The sequence below is a fragment of the Mycobacterium ulcerans subsp. shinshuense genome, from assembly GCF_002355775.1.
Taxonomy (GTDB): Bacteria; Actinomycetota; Actinomycetes; order Mycobacteriales; family Mycobacteriaceae; genus Mycobacterium; species Mycobacterium marinum.
The window spans coordinates 5,622,910-5,641,844 of the sequence record NZ_AP017624.1; the positions used below are offsets into that span (position 1 = coordinate 5,622,910).

Below are 18,935 nucleotides of genomic sequence, written 5' to 3' on the forward strand. Positions count from 1 at the left end.
CGCTTCGCCCTGCGACTAATCCGGTGTCGGGCCGGCAACCGCTGGCTGCGCCAACGCCATCCAAATGTCTTGGGAAGGATCACGATTCCATAAGTAGACGTGGCCATAGGTGCGCACGGCCAGTTGCGTTCCGTCCGGCGATACATCGGCCCCGGTCACCAAGTAGCTAGAGCCGCTCGGCAATGCCAGCGTGCCCACGTCCTGCAGGGTGGTGGTGCTGCCGCTAGCCAGTCCAGTGGGCGCCGAATAGATCGCGGGATTGCCCCTCGAGGTCTTGTCAATGATGAGCATGCGTCCCGTGCGCGGGTCCACCATGAGCACCTCCGCGTTGTGTGGGCCGTCGGGACATTTGAGATTGAGCGTGTCCACACCGGTCAGCGTGGTGGTGACGGGGTTGGCGGCGGTGCCGGTGACTATCGGCTCCGGTACCCGATAGACGGCTATTGCGCTGCGGGAGAGCCCATTATCGCCAATGTCGCCCAGGTAGAGGTAGGACTGGCCCGGCACCGGTCCGAGACCGATCGCGATGTCCTCCCAGTCGGATGCCTTCGCACCGCTGAGCGTGTAGGTGCCCAGCGTGGCCCCGCTCTTGGCATCGATGGCGAATACCCGCGCCGTATCCCCGGAATCGTTGTGCACCCAATAGATGTTCGGGTTGGCGACGCCGGACTCGATGCCGGATATCTCGTCGAGTGAAGCATTCGTAATGGGTCCGGCGTTGGACGCCACCAGGTCTCTCCCGGCGGCCGCGTCAACCGCGTTCTGGCCTGCCCCAGAGCCCGGGTCCGGCGGATTGCCGGGGTCACCCGGCGCACCGACATGCGCGCCCTGGGCACCATCGGAACCGGCGTGGCCGTAGAACCGGCCGCCGTTGCCGGCGGCGCCGCCGGCCCCGGGGTCGACGCCCGACCCGCCGCTGCCCCCGTTTCCCCCGTCACCGATCCATTGGGCCGAGCCACCCGGGCCGCCCGGGCCGCCGGTTCCGCTGGTTCCACCGGAACCGCCCTGCCCGCCCAACCCGCCGTTACCGAACAACAGTCCGCCAGATCCGCCGCGGCCGCCCGCCTGCGCCGACGTCGTGCTCACCCCCGAACCGCCGTGCCCGCCCGCCCCACCGGTGCCGATCAACCCCGCATTACCGCCGTTGCCGCCGACCTGACCGGCGGCGCCGGACCCGCCGTCGCCGCCATTGCCGTACAACAATCCGCCGGGGCCGCCGTCGCGGCCGGTGCCCGGCGCACCATCGGCACCATCGCCAATGAGTTGGCGGCCCGTTAGCGCCTGGCTAGGCACATTGATCACGCCCAGCAGGTCCCGCTCGACGAGCTGTAGCGGCGAAATGCCGGCCTGCTCGGCGGCACCATACGCACCCCCGGCGCCACCCAACGCCTGCACGAATCGAGCGTGAAAGGCGGCCACCTGAACGCTGATCGCCTGGTACTGCCGCCCCTGGCCGGAAAGCAGCGTTGCGATGGCCGCCGAGACCTCATCACCGGCGGCCGCCAACAGTGCGGTGGTGGAGCCGGCGGCCGCCACGTTGGCCGCACACACCGACGAGCCAACGCCCGCCAGATCGGCCGCGGCACTGGCGAGCAGGTCGGGGATCGCGACCAGATGCGACATCGATGTCCTTCCGCCACGGGACGACCGGTCATATAATCAATCGATTGATTGTAAGAGACGGCCTGGCTTTCAGGACGAAATTGCGAAGCCACTTGGTGGCAAGGTTGTGCTGAGTTGTCGAGGCGACCTGCCAGAGGAGGACGACCTTCAATGAGAAGCCGCGCGGCCATCCTTTATGGGTACGGTCACCCCTGGACCGTCGAAGAATTCGAGCTCGACCCGCCGCGCGCCGGCGAGGTGCTGCTGCAACTGAGCACGACCGGACTGTGCCACTCCGATGAACACATCCGACGCGGCAACCTCGCGCCACCACCGGAGACACTGCGCTCTTTGGGGCTGCCGACCATGTCCCCGACCATCGGCGGCCATGAAGGATCCGGCGTCGTGCTCGAGGTCGGCGAGGGGGTGACCCGGTTCGCACCCGGCGACCATGTGGTGACGTCTTTCATCGCGGTGTGCGGCCAGTGCCGCTGGTGCGCAACGGGAATGGAATACCTATGCGATACCGGAGACGGCACCTTGGCACCCGGAATGCCCACCGACGGTACGTTCCGTCATCACAGCCTCGATGGACGCGACCTCGGCCACGTGTCCAAGATCGGCGCGTTCGCCGAACATACGGTGGTCTCGGCCGATTCGCTGGTCAAGATTGATCAGACGTTCCCGCTGGTGCCGGCAGCCCTGCTGGCCTGTGCGATACCGACCGGATATGGCTCGGCGGCACGACGCGCTCAGGTCCGCGGCGGCGACATCGCCGTGGTGATCGGCGCGGGCGGCATCGGAACAGCGGCCATCCAAGGCGCCCGTATCCAGGGAGCGACCCGCATCATCGCGGTCGATCCCGTTGAGTTCAAGCGCAAATCCGCGCTGACCTTTGGGGCCACTCATACCGCGGCGACCACGGACGAGGCCGTTGAGACGGTGCGCGAGCTAACTCGCGGCGTGATGGCGGATGTGGTCGTGGGTATCCCCCGCCACGATCGGCCCGGCCGACGCCGCGGCGGCACTGTCGCTGACCCGCAAGGGCGGAACCTGCGTGCTCACCGGTCTGCCGGACCCCGCGATGCACTCCATCGCCGTCGGTCTTCAAGACTTCGTGCTGATGAATAAGACGCTGTGTGGCACGGTCTTTGGCTCATGCAACCCAAAGAGTGACATTCCGCTGCTGGCCACGATGTACCAGTCGGGGCAGTTACTCTTGGACGAGATGATCACCAAGCGCTACTCGCTCGACAGCATCAACGACGCCTACGCCGATCTGGTTGCCGGCGAGTTGATCCGCGGGGTCATCGATTTCAGTCTGAGCTGACGCCGCGCTCCCCGGCCCGCCCCGTTGCGCCGCCGGCGACACCCCCTTGTGGTGCAACCAGTCCCGTGGCCTGATCCGCCAGGTTCGGCGCGCGTATTCCAGCTCGGTGTACGGCCACTGGGTGACGATGCGCCCCGAAGGTGAGCGGAAGTAGCTCTGGCACTGAGTCCAGATCGTGCGTTCCAAATCCGCGGAGATCTCGTCGTTGTAGCGCCTTTCCGCCTCCGGACGGACATCGAGGTATCCACCGCGGCGCGCCAGCCGACTGGCCGCGCTGGCCACCAGGCGTGCGCCGGCCTCGAGTATGTAGACGATCGAGTTTCCGCCCTGGTTGGTGTTCGGACCGTAGAGCATGAAGAAGTTCGGAAAGCCGCCGACTGCCGCACCCAGGTAGGCGGCGGGGTCATCACCCCACCGCTCGTGTAGGGACTGCCCTCCGGTGCCGATCACCTCGATGCCCGACAGGTAGAGCGACGTCTCAAATCCCGTGGCCAGCACCACCGCATCGACGGCTACGACTTGCCCGGCAGTCGTGACGACCGAGGTCTCGGTGACTCGCTCGATGGGATCAGTAACGAGTTCGACGTGGTCGTGCTGTAGCGCCCGGTAGAAGTCATCACCCAGCAGCACTCGCTTACAACGGAACGGATAGCCGGGCGTCAGCGCACGGCGCAGCCGCTCATCGGCGACGACGCGCTCCAGGAAGGAGGTAGCGATCTGGGTGCGCGATGTCACCACCGGATCATCGGCGAAGGTAGCGGTGTTGTCATGCTGGAACTTCCAGATCTGCCAGCGGGTCCGCCGAATTGCCAGCGGGTTGCGCCGAAACTGCCTCAATTCGGTTGCGGTGTAGCGGCGATCGTCCTTGGGAACCATCCAAGGTGGGGTGCGCTGAAATACCGTGAGGCGCCCAGCGAGCTTCGCCAGTTCGGGGACGACCTGCACCCCGCTGGCCCCGGTGCCGATCACCGCCACCCGTTTTCCCGTCAAATCGACACGGTGATCCCAGCCGGCGGTGTGCATCAACGTGCCACCGAAATCGGTCAGCCCGGCGATGTCGGGCAGCTTGCGCGGCCCGAACAAGCCGGTCGCACACACCACCACGTCGGCGTTCAAGATAGCGGTCCCCCCGGCCCGGTCCACCTGGCAGACCCACCCCCACGTGTCCTCGTCCCAGCGGATCGAGCGGATCATGGCGCTCAGCATCAGGTGGCGGCGTAGATCGAAATCGTCTACGACCGATTCCAGGTAAGCCAGGATCTCGGGTTGCCGAGCATAGGTGCGGCTCCAGAATTTGTTGGGCGCAAACGAAAATGAGTACAGATGACTCTGAATATCGCAGGCGGCTCCCGGATAGGTGTTGCGACGCCAGGTCCCCCCAACGCCGTCGGCGCCCTCGATAATCACCAAATCTTCAATGCCCGCGCCGCGCAGCGCAACGGCGGCGGCGATGCCGCCAAAACCGGCCCCGATGATGACGACCCGTGGTGGGCGCCCACGCCGGGTCGCCGCCCGGAGCCGGCCCGCGAAGTACCGTAGCCGGGCCGCCGGCCGGGTCATCGTGGCACCTGCGCACCACGAATCGCCAGACCTTCCAGGTCCCCTTTGGCCCGCCATGTCTCGAGGATGTCGGCGTATTCGGTGGGAGCGCCGAAGAAGAAGCTGCCCTGGCGAGTCTTGGCATCCGCCTTCCCCTCGCGGTTGTAATAGCCGCGGGTGCAGGTCTTGGCCCGCTCGGCGGTCGCCGCCGAACGGGTCACCACCGCCTCGACCCAAGCGGCCTCGGCCTCCGGCGAGGCCTCAACCTCGCTCACCCCGTGCTCGAGCGCCCAGGCGAGGATCCATGCGACATGACTGGCCTGCACATCGAGCAGATATGGAAAGTTCACCGTGAGACTGGCCTGGGCGATGCTTTCGATGAAGCAGTTCGGGAAACCGTTGGCACACAGTCCCTGAAAGGTGCGCACACCGTCGCGCCACCGGTCGGTCAGGGTGATGCCGTCCCGGCCGATCAGTTCGAAGCCGGTGCGACGGCAGTAGTCGGTGCCAACTTCGAACCCCGTCGCAAAGATCAGGCAATCCAGCTCGTAGGCCACCGAGTCGACCACCACGCCGGACTCGATGATGCGCTCTACGCCGCGCCCCTCGGTATCGACCAGCGTGACGTTGTCGCGGTTGAAGGTCTGCAGGTATTCGTCATGGAAGCACGGCCGTTTGCAGAAGTATCCGTACCACGGCTTGAGTGCTTGCGCGGTGACACGATCGGTCACCAGCTGATCGACCCGCGCCCTGATCTCCTCCATCTTGGCGAAGTCGGCGAACTCGATTTCCCGCGAGCGTTTCTCCGGGTCCGTCGTGCCGGCGCTGTCGTGACGCATCACGGGAAGCTTGCGGGTAATGCTCGTCCAGGCATCAGCGACCAGATCTTCGGATGCCTGCCCTCCGGCGGTCAGAACTTGAAAGTTCGTGATGCGTCTGCGCTGCCAGCCCGGCTGTAATGTGGCAGCCCACTCGGTATCCGTGGGTTCATTGGCGCGCACATCCACCGACGAAGGCGTGCGCTGAAACACGTAGAGCTGCTGGGCCGCCGCCGCCACGTGGGGCACGCACTGCACTGCCGTCGCGCCCGTGCCGATGATGCCGACCCGCTTGTCGGCCAGATTCTGCAAGCCCTGGCCGGTGTAGCCGTAGTCCCACCGGCTGGTGTGGAGCGTCTTGCCGCCAAAGCTGGCGATCCCGGCGATCCCGGGCAGCTTGGGCTTGGCCTGATATCCGTTGGCCACCGATACGAATCTGGCCCGGATCCGGTCCCCGTGATTGGTCCGAATGATCCAGCGGGATATGTCCGCATCCCAGCGGATTTCGTGGACGTCGGTCTGTAGGCAGGCATCTCGGTACAGGTCGTACTTCGCAGCGATGCACTGACAGTGCGCAAAGATCTCGGCGCCCTTGGCGTACTTTTCGGTCGGAATGTAGCCAAGCTCCTCGAGCAGCGGCATGTACACATACGACTCGACATCGCACGCGATCCCCGGATACCGATTCCAGTACCAGGTACCCCCAACGTCGGCCGCGCGGTCGATCAGCCGCACACTTTGCACACCGAGTTGGCGCAGCCGTGCACCGGTCAGCAGACCGCCGAAGCCGGCCCCGATGATCGCCACGTCCACCTCGTCGGTCAGGGGTTCGCGCGCGAATTCTTCATCCGCCCAGGGATCCTCGCCAAATCGGGAGAACTAACCCGCGATCTCCACGTACTGCGCGATCCCGTCGGGACGCAGCCGCTTCGTCCGCTCTTCGGCGTACTTCTGGCGCAACACATCAACGTCGAACGCGCACCCGACGGTTTCAGTCAAGGTCTCAACTCCGCTCTACGCGAGATGACCCTATAAGTGATCGCTTGATCATATCATGCGATCACCACGTATTCGAGGCCCCACAAATCGCCAGTTCGGCCATCAGCAGCGAAACAGCGTGCCCCTGATCAAACCCTTGGCCGCGCTCAGCGCGGCGTGGAATTGGTCCAGTGACAGGGTGGCCGCCAGTTCGGTCAGACCGTAGATGAGCGCATAGATCGCCTCTATCGCACCGGCCGTATCGGCCTGCTCGGCAAGCTCACCCCGGCGCCGGGCATCCTCGACCAGGCCCCTGATTATTTCTCGAAACGCGGTGAACCCGACTTCGCCGAGTTGGCCGCTCCCCTCCTGGGCGTCCACAGCGATGCCGTCTTCGGCCCGGATGGCGAACTCGAAGGCGGCCAGTTGCGGGTATTCCCGGATCAACTCGCCGCACTCGTCGAGCACCGCTTCGATGCGATCAACGATGTTGCCGCCGCCTTCGGCGGCCCGCCGCAGTCGCGGCATCGCCGCATCGGCCCTGGCCGCGATCGTCTCCTTGATCAGCTCGGACTTGTTCGGAAAGTAGTTGTACAAGCTGGCACTGGTCACATTCGCGGTGCGAGCGATCTCGCGGATGGTGGCTCGCGCATATCCCACTTTGCTGACACACTGCATCGTCGCGACGATGATCCGCTGACGGGTTTCCTCGCCACTGGCGCCCACCGGGCGGCCCAGCTGCGTGCGGGTCATTGCGGTCGGATCCTCACCAACGGGTCTTGCATATTCATCGGCCGTGGGCGCATTGCGGGCATAGTCGAATATATTCGAATGATCATGACTTCCGGCGTCCGCGGGGCCGCGGTGAGTGATCGACAGCCCGATTGCGAGTGCCGCCTGACATGACCGTCCCCACCTTCTCGACGAGATCCCAGCTCGGCCGGCCGGTGGGCGCGCGCGGCGAACAAACCCGTCAACGGATCATCACCGCGGCAATGCGTTGTGTGGCCGAGGCCGGCCCCGCCCAGGCGTCGATCCGCGAGATCGCCAACGCGGCCGACATGACCAGCGGCAGCTTGTACCACTACTTTCCGAACAAGTCGGAGCTACTCAATGCCACCGCCACGGAGATCGAAGAGATCGTCTTGCCCCGGCTCCATGCCGCCGCGGCCTCTTCCGATGACATCGTCGACCGGCTCGACGCGGTGTTGGATGAGTCGAAACGGTTGATGCGCGACTATCCCTACCTGGCCGGGTTCCTACGAGCGGTGCGCGCCGAGAATGCCGACCAGACCGGTGGCGGCCGCCGAACCTACCCGGGCTCCAAGGCCCTTCGCGACGTCATCACCGAAATCGTCGACGACGCCCGGGGGCGGGGCGTGCTGTCCGCCGGCATCGCCCCCGGCGCCGCGGTGGACGCCATCTGCGCACTGACGCGCGGCCTCACCGAGCAAGCGGCGAATCTGGGTCCGCAGTCCTACGACGTCACACTCGACTCGGCCAAGCAACTGCTCCGAGGATCACTGTTCGCGGGAGCCAAACCAACGGCCACGCACCGAACATGAGTTTGCTGACCGCGTTGCGGCTGAACATGACCAACATCGCCGATCCGGCGGCAGACCACGCCCAGCGCTATCGCGCCGCGCTCGACATGGCCGAATATGCCGACCACCACGGGTTCACCGCGGTCAGCGCCGAAGAACATCACTTGGCCGCGACCGGCTGGCTGCCGTCGCCGCTGATTCTGGCCGCCCCGGTGGCCGGACGCACCCGAAACGTGCGCATCAGCATCAATGCTCTGATCGTCCCGCTCTACGATCCGGTTCGGCCCGCCGAAGACATCGCCGTGCTCGACAACCTGTCCCAGGGCCGCTTCAGCTTCGTGGCCGGCATGGGCTACCGGCCCCAGGAGTACCACGCCGCCGGCAAGGACTGGTCGCGCCGGGGTGCCCTGATGGACCATTGCCTTTCGGTGCTGTTGCGGGCGTGGGGCGATGATCCGTTCGAATACGATGGCCGGCTGATCAATGTCACCCCCAAACCGCGGACCCATCCACACCCGATCCTTTTCGTCGGCGGGATGAGCGTTGCGGCGGCCCGCCGGGCCGCGCGCTTCGGCTTGCCGTTCTCCCCACCGATGGCGATGCCCGAACTCGAGGCCGTATACCACCAGGAGCTGGCCCGCCGTAACAAGCGGGGATTCGTCTACCACCCCGAAAACGGCAGCACCGTAACGCTATTGCACGCCGACCCCGACGAAGCCTGGTCCCGGTTCGGCGGTTTCATCATGAACGAGGCCACCGAGTACAGCGGTTGGAAGCGCGCCGATGTCCCCCGCCCCAACGAAGCACCGGCGGCTTCGATCGCCGAGCTGCGCGGCCTCGACAACGTGCAGATCCTCACTCCCGACCAACTGGTCGGCCAGCTGCAACGAGGCAGAAAGGAAGTCGTGATGAACCCGCTCATCGGAGGGCTGCCTGTCGAGGTCGGCTGGAGCAGCCTGAGGCTGCTGGCAGAAGAGGTGCTACCCCGCGTAGCCGACATTCCCGACTCCGCCACCACGAAGCCCTGACCCCTGGCCCGCCTACCCGAGAACAAGGATGGTTCATCATGCTCCTGCCCCTGTCAGCGCAGCCCTACACGGCACCTACCGACCGCGACATGCTGCCGTCCGAGCGCCGCGAGTTCGTCCGCACCCACCGCACGTGTGTGTTTGGATACCGTCGGCGCAACGACGGCCCGGGGATGTCGATCGTCTACTACATCCCCACCGATGACGACGAACTGTTGGTGGCCACCATGGCCGGGCGCGGCAAAGCCAGAGTCGTCGAGCGCGACGGCAAGGTCAGCTTGTGCGTCCTCGACGAGCGTTGGCCGTTCACCTATTTGCAGGTCTACGCCGACGCGATGCTAGATCCGGACCGTGAGCTGGCGGTCGACGTCATGATGGCCGTTGCCGGCCGGATGTCGGGGCAACCGCTCGACGCCCAGGCGCGCCCGAGCGTCGAGGCGATGTGCGAACGCGAGAACCGCGTCGTGATCCGCTGCCGGCCGTACTCCACCTTCGCGACGCCGCCACGACACCTGCACCGAAACGACCAGGTGGAGCAACTGACGCACTGGGTGTCGGGAGTCGTGCCCTGGGGCGCCGCGGACCCCGCGTCATCACGGTGAGTGACGGCGGGGCCGTCATTGACCTATCGCGCGGCGTAGCGATCACGCAGCTTGGCCAGCGTTGCTTCGATGCCGGCCGCGTTGGCCTTGCACGCGCCAATCCGCTCGTAGTACTTGAGCTTGTTCTTGAGCTCACCCGCCGCGTGGTAATCAAAGGTCTCGGTGACGCGGGTGAGCGTGGGCGAGAGAGACTCGAACTCCCATCTCCAGCGGTGCCCGGCCGGATGCCGCCATTCGACCAATTCGTTGGGTTTGAGAGCGGTCACCGTGCTGGTAATGCGGTACGGCACGCCGAACATCCGCATGTTTGTCGAGAACTTCGTGCCGGCCACCAGGGTCACCGGCGCCTTGATGTTGTCGCGAACCGTGCCGGAGCCGTCCAGTTCGCTGTGACGCCGCGGATCAGCAACGATTGCGAACAGCTCGGCCGCGAGAGCGGCCACTTCGACGGAACGACTGACCCGACGAGGGCCCGCATCGACAACCACGACAGTCATCAGTTCTCCTCGCGTCACGTGAACTCGCCCCAGCCTACGTAACCCGCTAGCCCATTTGCCTTGCCACCGGCCGGTAGCCGCTCCACACCCGGGACACCCGCTGGAAAAACATCACGCCCGAAGCCCTTGACAGATATACCCCCTGGGGGTGTATACAGACAGAGTGGTTATATACCCCTAGGGGGTATAAATGGAGAGTGATGAACACCAGCGAGTACCAGGTCGCCGGGATGCGATGCGGGCATTGCGAATCCGCCATCCGAAGCGAGGTGGCCCAGATCCCGGGCGTCGCCACGGTCGCCGTCAGCGCGCGAACGGGCAGGCTGCTGGTTGCAGGGTCGGCTCCGATTGATCCGACGACGGTGTTGGGTGCGATCGACGAGGCCGGCTACCAGGCGGTCCTGGTCGCACGAGCGCGCGCGCCAGACTAGCCCTGTACGCGACGGGCATGGCCGCGTTGTTCGGCGCGGCATTCCTAGTCGGGGGTGCGGTGATTGCGCACCCGATCTCGACGTCCTGGGCTCGGTCCGGGCACGCCGGTCACCAGGCTGGGACGCAACCGGTGCGCGGGGTGTCTCTCAGTGCGGGCGATCTGATGCTCGACGACGTCGCGGCCCCACCCGCGGTCGGAGTGCAGGGCACCTTGTCATTTCGGGTCCAGTCGCTCGGAGGCGTGCCGGTGACGAGGTATGCGATCGAGAACGCCAAGAAACTTCATCTCATCGTGGTCCGCAGCGACGGCACCGAGTTTCGCCATGTCCATCCCACGATGAGCACCGAGGGCCGCTGGTCAATCCCATGGGCATGGAACGCCGCCGGTACCTATCGGGTGTTCGCCGACTTCGTCCCGGAAGGCGGCAACCCCACGGTCCTGACATATGCGCTCAATGTCGGGGGCATGTTCACCCCGGACCCACCACCGTCGGCGACAAACGTCAGCCGGACCGACGGGTTCACCGTGACCATCGACGGCCCGTTCACGGCCCAGTCACCGTCAAGGCTGATCGCAACCGTCACCCGGGACGGCCAGCCGGTCACGACCCTGCAGCCCTACGTCGGTGCATACGGACATCTGGTGGTGCTGCGCGAGGGAGACCTGGCGTATCTGCATGCACATCCCGAGAATGGCGCGGCGTCGGCCGGATCGGCTAGCCCGGCCCAGATTGCCTTCACCACCGAACCGCCCACCCCGGGCCGCTACCTGCTCTACCTCGACTTCCAGGTGAACGGGCGAGTGCACACCGCCCAGTTCGTGCGCTGCGCCGCAGAGCAATCCAGCCATCCAGCAACACATCAGTAAGGAGCACACCATGCCCAAGACGACCGGTTTGCCGGCCACACTGAGCAACGTCGAGCTGGACATCGCCGGGATGACCTGCGCGTCATGCGCGATGCGCATCGAGAAGAAGTTGAACAAGCTCGACGGTGTCAGCGCGACCGTCAACTACGCGACCGAGCGGGCCACCGTCACTGCCCCGGCCGGGTATGACCCGCAGATCCTGATCACCGAGGTCGAGAAGGCAGGCTACGCAGCGGCTTTGCCGCAGCACCGGCAACAGCCCGCGGCGGCGGCAACAACGGACACGCACGGCGTCGACCCCGAGCTGGCGTCGCTGCGCGGTCGATTGGTCGGCGCGGTTGTGCTGGCCGGCCCGGTGATCCTGATGGCGATGCTGCCCGCCCTGCAGTTCCGGTACTGGCAGTGGGCCTCGCTGGCGCTGGCCGCGCCGGTCATCGTGTGGGCGGGCCGACCTTTCCACCAACCCGCGTGGGTCAATCTCAAGCACGGCACCGCCACCATGGACACCTTGATCTCGGTTGGGACCCTCGCGGCGTTCCTGTGGTCGTTGTACGCCCTGTTCCTGGGTACGGCCGGAGAACCCGGGATGCGCCACCCCTTCGAGCTGACCATCACACCCGGTGACGGCGCATCCAACATCTATCTCGAGGTGGCCGCGGGGGTGATCGCGTTCGTGTTGGCGGGCCGGTATTTCGAGAAGCGCTCCAAGCGGCGCGCGGGCGCCGCCTTGCAGGCGCTACTCGAGCTCGGCGCCAAAGACGTAGCGGTATTGCGCAACGGCGCCGAGATCCGGGTCCCCGTGCAAGAACTCACCGTCGACGACGAGTTCGTGGTGCGCCCGGGCGAAAAGATCGCCACCGACGGCACCGTCGTCGCCGGCTCTTCGGCGGTGGACGCGTCGATGCTCACCGGGGAGTCCGTCCCGGTTGAGGTCGGCCCGGGGGACACCGTCACCGGCGCCACCACAAACGCCGGCGGGCGCCTCGTGGTGCGCGCCACCCAGGTCGGTGAGCACACCCAGCTGGCGCAGATGGCCAAGCTCGTCGAGGCCGCCCAATCGGGCAAAGCCGACGTGCAACGGCTCGCCGACCGCGTCTCCGGGGTATTCGTGCCGATCGTCATCGCCATCGCCGTGACCACACTGGGTGTGTGGCTCGGCGCGGGCTATCCGGTCAGCGCGGCGCTGACCGCCGCGGTGGCCGTGCTCATCATCGCCTGCCCGTGCGCGCTGGGACTGGCGACTCCGACCGCACTGCTCGTCGGCACCGGGCGCGCGGCCGCGCTGGGGGTCCTCATCAAGGGGCCCGAAATGCTCGAGTCCACCCGCAGAGTCGACACGATCGTGCTGGACAAGACCGGAACCGTGACGACCGGCAAGATGACCCTGCTCGAGGTGATCACCGTGCCCTGCACCGACCGCGCAACGGCGCTGCGTTACGCGGGCGGGCTCGAGGCCGCCTCCGAACACCCCATCGCGGCGGCAATCGTCAAGAGCGCCAGGGCAGAACTGGGCACGCTGCCCGAGCCGGCGGATTTCGCCAACACCGAAGGTCAAGGGGTTCGGGGCATTATCGACGGGCACGCCGTCATCGTTGGACGCGCCAGCCTGCTAGCGGACTGGGCACAGCACCTCGACCCGGACCTGGCAGCGGCCAAGGATCGGGCCGAGAGCCAGGGCAAGACGGCGGTCGCGGTGGGTTGGGACGGTCGGGCGCGCGCCATCCTGGTGATCGCCGACACCGTCAAACCCACCAGCGCCGCGGCCATTCGGGAGTTCAAACGGCTGGGGCTAACCCCGGTGCTGCTAACCGGTGACAACCCCACGGTGGCGCGCCACATCGCCGACGAGGTCGGTATCGACGAGGTCATCGCCGATGTACTGCCAGCGGGCAAAGTTGCCGCGGTCAGGCGCCTGCAGTCCGAAGGCAAGATCGTCGCGATGGTGGGCGACGGCGTCAACGACGCAGCCGCGTTGGCCACCGCGGATCTGGGACTGGCGATGGGCACCGGCGCCGATGTGGCGATCGAGGCCGCCGATCTCACCCTGGTGCGCGGTGACCTGCGTGCCGCAGCAGACGCGATCCGGCTCTCCCGGCGGACCCTGAACACCATCAAGACCAACCTGTTCTGGGCCTTCGGCTACAACGTCGCCGCGCTCCCGTTGGCCGCTTTCGGTCTGCTCAATCCGATGCTCGCCGGTGCCGCGATGGCGTTCTCCAGCGTGTTCGTGGTGAGCAACAGCCTGCGGTTGCGCTCCTTCACCAGCGTCATCACGGACGCACCGCCAGCCACGGGCAGTCCGACGCGATGGGACGCCACACCGGAATCGCCTGCCGAACTCTCAACGCTGCCCGGCGAACCCTCCGGTTGCCCACGATAGCCGCCTTCGGCACGGCCGCCTCGAAACGTCACCCGGCGGAGGTCAACCGAGCCAACCGCCTACCGAGGGCGGCATGGAAACGTCCAACCGCACTCTCGTGCCGACCGAACTCGACGAAAGCGTTTGCTCCGGCGGCGAGGCCACGTTGAACGCCCTCGGACATCTCGTTGTCCTCGGAGAGGCCCTGTCCGATGAAGCTGCCCGCGCCGGCCAAGTTGCTCGACGCGTCGAGCGAATCACGCTCGGCGACATCGGGGGTGACCATCGAATAGATGGTCACGGCGGTGCGATCGACGCTCACCGGATCGATCACGACCATGGCGATCACATCCGGGAACGTCGCCAACATGACGTTGGGGAACAGCTGATACAAATACGTCACCCTGGCACCCGTGGTCCAGGTGTGCTCCGGACGGTCTCGGAGCCGTTCAATATTGCGGTACGGGAGGGTGATACGAGTGTTGGGCCCGAATGCCTCCACCACATTGAGATCGTCGTACTGGACGGGAAAGAACGTGTCTTTGTGGGTCGACCGGATATGGTAGCCCTCTAGGAACTGCTCTACGAGCACCTTCCAATTGATCTCCCGCAGCGTTGATTCAACGACAATCAGGCGCTCGGCCGGGACGAGCTTCGCCCGCCAGGGACTACCGACGGTCAGCCAGCCGATCGCTCCCTCGTCCTCGATCAGGCCAGCGTCCACGGGGTCGAGTGGACCAATCACGATGAGCCCGTCCACCTCGTGGCTTTCCACCTCGACCAAGCCACGCGCGGACATGTCCAGGTCGGGGAAGGCCTCCGCGTGCGGGACGTGCGACAACGACCCGTCCAGACGGTATATCCAACCGTGGTAGCGGCATACCAGCGCATGAGAACAGCCGGCGTTCTCCACCAGAGCAAAGCCGCGATGCCGGCAGGCATTGCGGAACACCCGCGCTCGCCCGTCGGCCCCGCGCACCGCGAACAGGGGCACCCCGAAGGCGGTCCGTTCCACGTGATCGCCGTTGTTCGGGATCGCGGCCGACGGCACGAACACACTCGGCATGCCGCGCAGCAACCGTAACTCGGCGGCGAAGCGCTCTGGACTGACGTAGTTTTCGACCGGCTCGCGCCAAGCCTCGCCCTCGTCGGTGGTCCCGGCATCGATATGGGCAAGGACGCGCCGGACGATCTCTGCATCCTCGGCAACCAACGGCTTCGTCGGCGAGCTCACGTATGCCAGTATCACACTGTGGAAATCACGCGTCAGCAATTCGGTGATATGGAGGTTAGGTGTCCACGACGTCCGCGGCCCGAGTACGCCGGCTGATCGGCAACCGGCCGCTCAGCGCACGTTCGGTGCTCGCATCGGCATTGCTGGGCGCCGACCAGGCCCGCCTCACGGTGGCCGAGTTGGTGGCGGTGGCCTCCCTGTTCGGCATCAGCGACGGCGCCGCCCGCACCTGCCTGTGGCGGATGGTCAGCAGCGGCGAACTGACCAGCGGCGAAGGCAGCTATGCGCTCGCCGGGCACCTGCTGGAGCGGCGGCAGCGTGTCGACGAGGCGTCTCGGATCGCTGACACAGCCGTTGGCTCCTGGGGCCGAACCTGGGAACTGGCGGTCGTCTCGCTGGATCGCCGCTCCGCGGCCGATCGCCTCGAGCTCAGAAAGGCAGCCATGGCTCTGCACCTCGCGGAGCTGCGCGAAGGCGTCTGGATACGTCCGGATAACCTTGACCCGCAACGTCTTCCGATCTCCCGGTCGGTGCTGGACCGCCAGTGCATCCATTTTCATGGCGCCGCTACCGATATCAGCGCCGACAAGGCCAGCAGCCTGTTCTCCCTCGACGAGTGGGCGGCCGATGCCCTGGCCCTCATCCAGGCGATGGATGCCGAACTGGACCGGAGTAGCCGCGACGTTTCGGCGCAACGTTCCAGCTACCAGTTCGCTTTGTCGATCGCGGTGGTCCGCCACCTCCAACGCGACCCATTGCTACCGGCGGAGCTGATCGGCGACGACTGGCCCGGGCACCCATTGCGCAGCACCTACCTGCGCCTCGACGAGGCATTCAAGCGGCGGATGAGTCACGCGTTTCGTTGAACCCAGTGGCCGGCACGGCCTTTGCGCCGCAGCACCGGCGGCCCCTACGCCCCGGACTCCGCATCGAGCAGGAGCTGCAGCGTCTCCCGAAGCTCGCCCAATCGTTGCGGTCCCAGGATCTTTTGCCACCGCCGCTGCGCATCGAGCGCGTTGGCGCGCATCACCCGAAGCGCCTGGCGGCCCCGTGGCGTCAACTCGATGATTCGCGCACGAGCGTCAGCCGGGTCCGGCGCCCGCAGGACATACCCGTGGCGTTCCAGTGCGGCTACCGCCTGGGCCACCGCCTGCCTACTCACCCCAAGCCGGTCGGCCAGGTCCGACGCATGCAGGCCCCCGCCGGCCAGTGGAACGAGGCCGATCGCTTGTGCCGGCCGGATCCCATCGAGTCCGGCCGCAGCGAACGCCGACCTCAACCGGGGAGCCGCTGTGGCCGCGACCAATTGCATCAGGGCCGGCACCGTGGGCTCCCACGCCGCATCCAGAACACGTCGCATGACACCGAGTCTGCCATTCACGACACTAATGACAAGTTGCTTGTCAAGTATGCGGCTGGGTGTCACCATGTGGCCGTGGCGGTTCGATGCGCTCGGGTAGTCAACGTGTGCCTGCTGGCCGCCTTGATCTTCTTGGCCAACACCTGCGTAGTCGGCACGCGGCTATCGGCAACGCCCGATTTCCCGATCCCGGCCGGACGGTCGGTTCATATCCTCAACTCGGGCGGGATTTTCCGGATCTATCGGGTGTACCGTCCGCGTGGCTTAACCGGCGCGGCGCCCCTTGTGGTGATGTTGCACGGCGGTTTTGGTGATGGCGCGCAGGCCCAGCGCGACTACCACTGGAACAGTCAGGCCGACAGCGGCGGTTTCGTGGTCGCCTACCCCAACGGTGTGCTGCGCGCCTGGAATGGCGGCACCTGCTGTGGCGCGCCGGAGAGCTTCGACATCGACGACGTCGGATTCATCACCGATATGGTCGCGACCATCCAGCGCCGGACCCCGATCGATCCGGCACGCGTCTACGCCACCGGCATGTCGGCCGGCGCCATCATGGCGCTTCGGTTGGGTTGCCAGTCCGACAAGTTCGCGGCGATCGCTCCCGTGGCCGGCACGCTGCTGACCGATTGCGCCCACGCGCGGTCCACATCGGTGCTGCAAATCCACGGCGCCGCCGACGATCGCGTCCCATACAACGGCGGGCCGGGCGCGGCCCGCTCGTTCGACGGCACTGCGCGTGTCGACGGCCCCTCAGCGGCCGCGGTCAATGCCACCTGGCGCGCCATTGATGCGTGCGCACCGCCGTCCTCAACCACTTCCGGAGTCGTGACAACCCAAACCGCTTCCTGCACCGACGCACGCAGGGTCACATTGATCTCGGTGGCCGGAGCCGGCCACCAGTGGCCCGGTAGCAGGCCCAAACCCGTCCTGGAAACGATCGCTGGCATCTCGCCACCGTCGACGGCGCTGGACGCGACCGCCACCATCTGGCAGTTCTTCAGTCAGGCCCACCTGTGAAAAGGCGTACAGCGCTTAGCTTCTCACCGTAGGCACATTGGCAGCCCGGGTCAGCGCTTCTGCGCCAGGATGGCGCCGCCGACCCACCGCCTGATAAAGCTTTTCAGCTCATCATCGGAGCGACTGGGCACATTGGGCGCGACAAAGAATGACAGCAACACCCGCAGAAGGAACTCCACCAGGTCGTGCCTGGCCAACTCGTCGGCGAATCCATACTCCGCCCAGTCGACGTCGAAACGCTCCAGCATCCGCACCCCGAATACCTGTGCCTCTTCGGAGGTGAGATTTTCCGGGTGTGTGTGGGCGTACGGTTGCGCGATCAGAATGCCGAGATGGGGCGTGCGCACCACGTCACGCAGCGTAAACATCACCGCTTCGGCCATCGCCTCCGCGGGATCGCGCATGCCGCGCACGGCTTCGGTGAGCCGATCAAGAAAGCCGTCCACCGATGCGATTGCCGCCGCGCGCATGAGCGCATCTGCGGTCGGATAGTAGCGGTAGACCGTCTGCCTGATGACCCCCAGAGACGCTGCGACCTGGGCGAGACTGACATCGGATCCGGTCTCGGCGATCAGCCTCACCGCCGTGTCGACAATGCGCCGCGATGCCTCTTCGTCCGAGGCCGGCGGCGCTCCATTCCATCCGCGCCTACGCGCCACCGAACATCACCTCCGAGCAAAGCATTGGGTGAGCATAGCGCGACATGATGAATAACACGAAGGCATACCTATGCTGCGGCAACCCGCAGCCACGAACCCCCGCGACGTGTCCAGATCCTCGACAAACCTGCAGCTAAACGGCGTGCGGGTGGCCACGAAGCGAACGCGCGAGCTGGCCATACTTGGACGTCCTGGCGCCCACGATATTTATTGGACATTGATTCCAGAGCAAACAAGGTGAGACGTCGACGATGTGGTCTGGCCACGGGCATTACCCCGGCGATGCCGGCGGACTCCCCGCCCGATGCGTGAAACGCCCCGCCGCTTCGGACGGCTTACCACCAGCGGTGAGTGCTCACGGCCAGTTGGTGACGAAATTTGCGTAGTCCTCGTCGAGCTTGGCACAGAAGTCGGCGGCGGTGCCGGCCAGCAGGATGTGGTAAGTCTCAGGGCGGTGGTCTTGCCCTGACGTCGGATAGGTCCATCCGTGGGCGCACATCGCGTTGGATCCACCGGCGGTTGCCGCGGGCCAGACGGACCGGATGCAACCGGTCAGCGCCTGCATGTCCGATGTAGCGCTCTCGGCGATGACGAGCATCGCCCCCCCCCCCCCGCATCGCTGCGCCGGTAGGCACGGGCCTCAAATGACGTGTTGACCTTCTGACATCCCAACGCGCGCTGCAGGGGGGCGAATGCGGAAGCCAGGCGTGTGTCGGCCACCTGCGCCGAGTCCATGATGAACGAGGCCGCGTCCGCGCCATCACCCTCTTGGACATCGGCATTACCCACGCTCATGAGTTGTCGCGCGATGCGGCTCTGGGCAGCCTCATCACCGCCACCGATGATCGGCCCGCCACCCGTGGATGGGATCGGGGGCAAGACGGCGCCGGGTGCGGCCTGCACCGGGGGCGCACCCACGACCGCGCCGGCGCACAGCACCCAGGCCGCGATATTCATGCCGATTCGAAATGCCATTGATTCCCCCAGGGTGGGCCGATGATCCGGGCTAGCGTACCCACCCGGGTGCAGCGCGCGACCGTGGTTCGCCGCGGCCGGAATCGGCCGGAA

Annotated in this window: 15 protein-coding genes and 3 pseudogenes; 9 read left to right on the forward strand and 9 right to left on the reverse strand. The window is 66.1% G+C overall.

Translation table 11 applies throughout. The annotated features are described in order from the left end of the window. Positions 1–15: 15 nt before the first annotated feature. Positions 16–1,623 (reverse strand): PE family protein, encoded by a 1,608-nt coding sequence (locus tag SHTP_RS24970; RefSeq protein WP_231991221.1) that lies wholly within the window; start codon positions 1,621–1,623, stop codon positions 16–18. Between the two features lie 150 nt (positions 1,624–1,773). On the opposite strand from SHTP_RS24970, the pseudogene SHTP_RS24975 reads away from it, so the two are divergent. Then, positions 1,774–2,932, forward strand: a pseudogene (locus tag SHTP_RS24975) (Zn-dependent alcohol dehydrogenase). Here the strand turns inward: SHTP_RS24975 and SHTP_RS24980 are convergent. The 3 genes and pseudogenes from SHTP_RS24980 to SHTP_RS24990 form a co-directional block, all read right to left on the reverse strand. Beyond that, positions 2,816–4,492 carry a flavin-containing monooxygenase gene (locus tag SHTP_RS24980; RefSeq protein ID WP_096372104.1) on the reverse strand — a complete coding sequence of 559 codons (1,677 nt, stop codon included), beginning with the start codon at positions 4,490–4,492 and terminating at the stop codon, positions 2,816–2,818. The pseudogene SHTP_RS24975 and the gene SHTP_RS24980 overlap by 117 nt on opposite strands. After that, positions 4,489–6,288 (reverse strand): annotated as a pseudogene (locus SHTP_RS24985) (flavin-containing monooxygenase). The gene SHTP_RS24980 and the pseudogene SHTP_RS24985 overlap by 4 nt, the downstream one beginning before the upstream one ends. Before the next feature lie 102 nt (positions 6,289–6,390). Continuing rightward, positions 6,391–7,020, reverse strand: a complete 630-nt coding sequence (locus SHTP_RS24990) for a TetR/AcrR family transcriptional regulator (protein WP_096372105.1) — start codon at positions 7,018–7,020, stop codon at positions 6,391–6,393. Between the two features lie 149 nt (positions 7,021–7,169). Between SHTP_RS24990 and SHTP_RS24995 the strand changes: the two genes are divergently transcribed. Genes SHTP_RS24995 through SHTP_RS25005 form a run of 3 tightly spaced genes read left to right on the forward strand, consistent with a single transcriptional unit; the run spans position 7,170 to position 9,441 of the window. Continuing rightward, positions 7,170–7,832, forward strand: coding sequence for a TetR/AcrR family transcriptional regulator (locus SHTP_RS24995; RefSeq protein ID WP_096372106.1), 663 nt, complete (start codon positions 7,170–7,172; stop codon positions 7,830–7,832). Continuing rightward, positions 7,829–8,839 (forward strand): LLM class flavin-dependent oxidoreductase, encoded by a 1,011-nt coding sequence (locus tag SHTP_RS25000; RefSeq protein WP_096372107.1) that lies wholly within the window; start codon positions 7,829–7,831, stop codon positions 8,837–8,839. Before SHTP_RS24995 ends, SHTP_RS25000 begins: the two co-directional genes overlap by 4 nt. A gap of 38 nt (positions 8,840–8,877) precedes the next feature. Beyond that, positions 8,878–9,441 (forward strand): pyridoxamine 5'-phosphate oxidase family protein, encoded by a 564-nt coding sequence (locus SHTP_RS25005; protein WP_096372108.1) that lies wholly within the window; start codon positions 8,878–8,880, stop codon positions 9,439–9,441. A 23-nt stretch (positions 9,442–9,464) separates the two neighbouring features. Here the strand turns inward: SHTP_RS25005 and SHTP_RS25010 are convergent, their stop codons facing one another. Next, positions 9,465–9,938 (reverse strand): SRPBCC family protein, encoded by a 474-nt coding sequence (locus tag SHTP_RS25010; RefSeq protein ID WP_096372109.1) that lies wholly within the window; start codon positions 9,936–9,938, stop codon positions 9,465–9,467. A gap of 200 nt (positions 9,939–10,138) precedes the next feature. On the opposite strand from SHTP_RS25010, the gene SHTP_RS25015 reads away from it, so the two are divergent. From SHTP_RS25015 to SHTP_RS25025, 3 genes are read left to right on the forward strand one after another with little or no spacing between them, the layout of a single operon-like run. Continuing rightward, a complete protein-coding gene (locus tag SHTP_RS25015; protein ID WP_096372110.1) occupies positions 10,139–10,369 on the forward strand; it encodes a heavy-metal-associated domain-containing protein in 231 nt (76 codons plus the stop codon). A 17-nt stretch (positions 10,370–10,386) separates the two neighbouring features. Then, positions 10,387–11,238, forward strand: a complete 852-nt coding sequence (locus SHTP_RS25020) for a DUF8832 domain-containing protein (RefSeq protein WP_096372111.1) — start codon at positions 10,387–10,389, stop codon at positions 11,236–11,238. 10 nt (positions 11,239–11,248) lie between these two features. Continuing rightward, entirely contained in the window at positions 11,249–13,618 is a 2,370-nt protein-coding gene (locus SHTP_RS25025) for a heavy metal translocating P-type ATPase (protein ID WP_096372112.1), read from the forward strand. Between the two features lie 28 nt (positions 13,619–13,646). Here SHTP_RS25025 and SHTP_RS25030 read toward each other — a convergent pair whose 3' ends face one another. Then, positions 13,647–14,846 (reverse strand): aromatic ring-hydroxylating oxygenase subunit alpha, encoded by a 1,200-nt coding sequence (locus SHTP_RS25030; RefSeq protein ID WP_096372113.1) that lies wholly within the window; start codon positions 14,844–14,846, stop codon positions 13,647–13,649. Positions 14,847–14,890: 44 nt separating this feature from the next. Between SHTP_RS25030 and SHTP_RS25035 the strand changes: the two genes are divergently transcribed. Continuing rightward, on the forward strand, positions 14,891–15,697 hold the full coding sequence (locus SHTP_RS25035) for a PaaX family transcriptional regulator C-terminal domain-containing protein (RefSeq protein ID WP_096372114.1): 807 nt from the start codon (positions 14,891–14,893) through the stop codon (positions 15,695–15,697). Between the two features lie 44 nt (positions 15,698–15,741). Here the strand turns inward: SHTP_RS25035 and SHTP_RS25040 are convergent, their stop codons facing one another. After that, positions 15,742–16,191 (reverse strand): MarR family winged helix-turn-helix transcriptional regulator, encoded by a 450-nt coding sequence (locus SHTP_RS25040; protein ID WP_011742373.1) that lies wholly within the window; start codon positions 16,189–16,191, stop codon positions 15,742–15,744. A gap of 105 nt (positions 16,192–16,296) precedes the next feature. On the opposite strand from SHTP_RS25040, the gene SHTP_RS25045 reads away from it, so the two are divergent. After that, complete coding sequence (locus SHTP_RS25045; RefSeq protein ID WP_096372658.1) at positions 16,297–17,208, forward strand: extracellular catalytic domain type 1 short-chain-length polyhydroxyalkanoate depolymerase; 912 nt, start codon at positions 16,297–16,299, stop codon at positions 17,206–17,208. Between the two features lie 50 nt (positions 17,209–17,258). Here SHTP_RS25045 and SHTP_RS25050 read toward each other — a convergent pair whose 3' ends face one another. After that, the gene (locus tag SHTP_RS25050; protein WP_096372115.1) at positions 17,259–17,867 is read right to left on the reverse strand and encodes a TetR/AcrR family transcriptional regulator; all 609 of its coding nucleotides are present in this window, start codon (positions 17,865–17,867) and stop codon (positions 17,259–17,261) included. A gap of 355 nt (positions 17,868–18,222) precedes the next feature. Beyond that, positions 18,223–18,842: pseudogene (locus tag SHTP_RS30570) on the reverse strand (hypothetical protein). Positions 18,843–18,935 lie beyond the last annotated feature (93 nt).